At 55.3% G+C, this 4,039-nt stretch carries 5 protein-coding genes; all 5 read left to right on the top strand.

Translation table 11 applies throughout. The features are described from left to right. The first annotated feature begins 138 nt into the window (after positions 1-138). Entirely contained in the window at positions 139-477 is a 339-nt protein-coding gene (locus GQF00_RS04480) for a four helix bundle protein (protein ID WP_161317915.1), read from the top strand. 95 nt (positions 478-572) lie between these two features. Beyond that, complete coding sequence (gene cysC / locus GQF00_RS04475) at positions 573-1,184, top strand: adenylyl-sulfate kinase (protein ID WP_161317914.1); 612 nt, start codon at positions 573-575, stop codon at positions 1,182-1,184. 444 nt (positions 1,185-1,628) lie between these two features. Further along, positions 1,629-2,795 carry a nucleotide sugar dehydrogenase gene (locus GQF00_RS04470; RefSeq protein ID WP_161317913.1) on the top strand — a complete coding sequence of 389 codons (1,167 nt, stop codon included), beginning with the start codon at positions 1,629-1,631 and terminating at the stop codon, positions 2,793-2,795. A gap of 9 nt (positions 2,796-2,804) precedes the next feature. Next, the gene (locus GQF00_RS04465; RefSeq protein WP_161317912.1) at positions 2,805-3,173 is read left to right on the top strand and encodes a VanZ family protein; all 369 of its coding nucleotides are present in this window, start codon (positions 2,805-2,807) and stop codon (positions 3,171-3,173) included. Further along, positions 3,166-4,039, top strand: an 874-nt coding sequence (gene galU, locus GQF00_RS04460) for a UTP--glucose-1-phosphate uridylyltransferase GalU (RefSeq protein ID WP_161317911.1), incomplete at its 3' end; no start/stop codon positions are given. The genes GQF00_RS04465 and galU, both read left to right, overlap by 8 nt.

Below are 4,039 nucleotides of genomic sequence, written 5' to 3'. Positions count from 1 at the left end.
AGCTACAAGCTACAAGCTACAAGCTACAAGCTACAAGCTACAAGCTACAAGCTACAAGCTACAAGCTACAAGCTACGCTTGTGAGATATAGAAAACTGAAAAAGTTCCCAAGGATGGAAGCTTTTATAAGGAGCAGGGATGCGGTTTGAGAATTTGGAGATCTGGCAACGCTCTGTTGAATTGAGCGTTGAGATCTATGAGCACTTTTCAGGTCATCGTGATTTTGGTTTTAAAGACCAGATTACGAGGTCTTCACTGTCGTTGCCTTCCAACATAGCTGAAGGTTATGAGAGGAATTCAGATAGAGAGAAAGCGTTATTTCTCAATTATGCGAAAGGATCTGCCGGCGAGTTAAGGACGCAGGTGCATATTGGCAGTCGTATTGGGTACATCCCGGAGGCTGTTGGGATCCGATGGAGTGAAGAAGTTGAGCAGCTGTCACGAATGCTGTTCGCGATTATCAGACGAATGCAGTGATTTATTCATGGTGCCGGGCTGGCAGTCCGGTGTGGTTTTCCTTGCAGCTTGTAGCTTGAGGCTTGGAGCTGCCCTTCGAACAAAGCGAGGTAATTATGTCGTCTCCGTATCAGGAAAAAGCCAACGAATCCAAAGCCCACGTGGTGTGGCATGAATCCAACATTTCCAAGGCTGACCGTGCCAAGGTGAAGGATCAGAAGCCTAAGTGCATCTGGCTGACCGGTCTGTCCGGTTCTGGTAAATCCACTCTGGCCAATGCCCTGGAAGTGGCGTTGACCGAGCAGGGCAAGCACACCTATCTGCTGGATGGGGATAATGTGCGTCATGGCCTGAACAAGAACCTGGGCATGAGCGACGAGGACCGTACCGAGAACATCCGTCGGGTGTCCGAGGTGGCCAAGTTGATGGTAGATGCAGGACTGATTGTGGTGACGGCTTTCATCAGCCCGTTCCGCGCTGACCGTGATTCCGCCCGTGAGCTGTTCGAAGACGGTGAGTTCGTGGAAGTGTTTGTAGACGCGCCGCTGGAAGAGTGTGAGAAGCGTGACCCCAAAGGCCTGTACCAGAAGGCGCGCCAGGGCATCATCAAGGAATTCACCGGTATCGATAGCCCCTACGAGGCGCCGGAGAAGCCGGAAGTGGTGATCAACACTGCAGAGAATGATATTGAAGCCTGCGTGAAGCAGCTGATTGCCGCTATCGTTTGATTGCTCTGTGGGAGCTTGCCTGCAAGCGATAGGTGCTGAATGTAGCCGCTTTCGCTTGCCGGCAAGCTCCCACAGCAGAGAAGAATAAAAGCCGTGCCAGGGTTTGGGCGCGGCTTTTTTTGTGGCAGCTATTAGCTGTGAGTTGTGAGGAAAGGCAAAACAGCTGCGAGCTACAAGCTTCAAGCTGCAAGGGAAGTCAACGTCCAGGCCGTGGAACGCCTTTTTTGTGTGGAGCCACCACTCCCCGGGGTTTTGGTTTGCTCACCCTTTCGGGGCCGTCCTGCGGACGGGGCGTGACTCCTGCGCGGGGGCTGGAGTGGTGATTTTGTAAGCGGTGGCAGCGCGCTGTGGCGGTGTTGGTTGAGGCGCTTGAGCGGTATACTGGGCTGCTTTCTCTTGTCCGGCCTGGATGGCCGGGTTGTTGTCTGACGGTTGGGGTCGAGAATGAAGATTGCGGTAGCCGGAACCGGCTATGTGGGGCTTTCCAATGCGGTGTTGCTGGCCCAGCACAATACGGTGATTGCGCTGGATATTGATGCGGCCAAAGTGGAGAAGATCCAGAACGGGATGTCGCCCATTGAGGACGCGCTGATCGAGGAGTATCTGGCGGGCAAACCGCTGGATCTGCTGGCGACGACAGACAAGCAGGAAGCCTTTGAGGGGGCAGACTTTGTGGTGGTGGCGACGCCCACCGATTACGACCCGCAAACCAACTATTTCAATACGCGCACTGTGGAGGCGGTGATCGGTGATGTGCTCGCGATCAATCCTTCTGCGACCATTATCATCAAATCCACAGTGCCGGTGGGCTATACCGCCTCACTCAGGCAGCAGTTCGGGGTCGAGAATATTTTGTTTTCCCCCGAATTTCTTCGAGAGGGTAAAGCCCTCTACGACAACCTCTACCCTTCACGAATCATTGTCGGAGGGCATTGCGACTTGGCAAAAACCTTTGCCGGGCTGCTTTCGCAAGGGGCAGTCGTTGATGATGCGCCGACGCTTTTTGTCAATTCCACGGAAGCCGAAGCCATCAAGCTGTTCGCCAATACCTACCTGGCCATGCGCGTTGCATACTTTAACGAACTGGACAGCTACGCGGCATCCCATGGTCTTGATTCCCGGCAGATAATCGATGGGGTCTGTCTGGATCCGCGTATTGGCGATCACTACAACAATCCTTCCTTTGGTTACGGAGGGTACTGCCTGCCAAAGGACACCAAGCAGCTGCTGGCTAATTACGCGGATGTGCCGAATAACATGATTCAGGCCATCGTCGATGCTAACCGCACCCGCAAGGACTTTGTGGCGGAGGATATCTTGCGCCGTGGGCCGAAGCGCGTCGGGGTTTATCGTCTGGTCATGAAGGCAGGTTCGGATAACTTCCGGGCTTCCTCCATTCAGGGGGTGATGAAGCGACTCAAGGCCAAGGGCGTCGAGGTGGTGGTCTATGAGCCCGCCTTGCCAGATGAGACCTTTTTCAACTCGCGGGTAATACGGGGTTTCGAGGCGTTTGTGGAAGCCAGCGATGTCATTGTTTCCAACCGGATGGTCGAGGAACTGGCTCCCTATGCGGATAAGGTGTATACCCGCGATTTGTTCGGCAGCGACTGAGTGCCGTCCATGATCCGCTTTTCCTGGCGTGTAGTGATACTGACTGTCATCACGCTGTTGTTTGTATGTGGTGCCATGTTGCCAGGTGAGCTGCGGGAGATGGTCAGCAAGGCACTTTCACTTGGCGGAGTGGATGCCTACGCGCACCTTTTCTTTTGTGCTCTGATCGCGCTGTTGCTAGGGTGGAATGGGGTGCCTGCACCCTGGGTGTTTGTCCTGGTAATGGTGCTGGGTGGCTTCATTGAGCTGGCTCAGTTGTGGATCCCCTACCGCTCAACAAGCTGGAGTGACGTGGCCGGCAATGCGCTTGGCACGGTTATTGGATTGTTTGTGTTGTGGCTGGGTAGACAGCTGTTGAAAAGAGGGAGTGATGGTTAAAAAAGCGGTGCTACCGGTGGCGGGCTTTGGTTCGCGTATGTTACCGGCTTCCAAATCGATTCCCAAGGAAATGCTCCCGATCGTGGACCGTCCCGCCATTGAGTATGTGGTTAAGGAAGCAGTGCGAGCGGGTATCACGGAGATCATCCTGGTCTCTCATTCGGCCAAGACTGCCATTGAAGACTACTTCGATACCCAGTTCGAGCTTGAGCAGCAACTGGCCGACAAGGGCAAGGACAAGCTGTTGGCGGAGGTGCGTGACATTCTACCGGAGGGCGTCAGTGTGATTTCGGTGCGCCAGCATCGGGCTCTGGGGCTGGGCCATGCGGTGGCCTGTGCGGCGCCGGTGGTGGGTGATGACCCGTTTGCTGTGTTGCTGCCGGATGTGCTGGTGGACTGCGAAGGGCTGGACGAAGATCTGGGCACTATGGTTTCGAATTATCAGGCCAGTGGCGCTGCACAGATCATGGTGGAAGAAGTGCCCGCCGAACGTGTGGACCAGTATGGCATTGTGGCGCTGAAAGCCGAGGTGCCGGCATCGGGCGACTCTGCGCCGATGTCCGCAGTGGTGGAAAAGCCTGCGATTGATCAGGCGCCGTCCCGGTTGTCCGTGGTGGGGCGCTATGTTTTGCCCGGTGAAATCATGGGGATTCTTGCACAGACTCCGCCGGGTGCAGGCGGTGAAATCCAGTTGACCGATGCCATTGCAACACTGCTCGAGCGCGCCCCGGTGGAGGCCTATGCCATGCGTGGTCGTACCTTTGATTGTGGTAACAAGGCCGGGTATTTGCAGGCGATTTTCCATTACGCCGCGCGTCACCCTGAGCTTGGCGAGCAGGTGCGGGCAATGATGGCGGCGGAAATGC

Origin of the sequence: Alcanivorax sp. DP30 (assembly GCF_009882945.1) — a bacterium.
GTDB lineage: Bacteria > Pseudomonadota > Gammaproteobacteria > Pseudomonadales > Alcanivoracaceae > Alcanivorax.
This window is presented reverse-complemented; position numbering and strand designations above follow the sequence as displayed.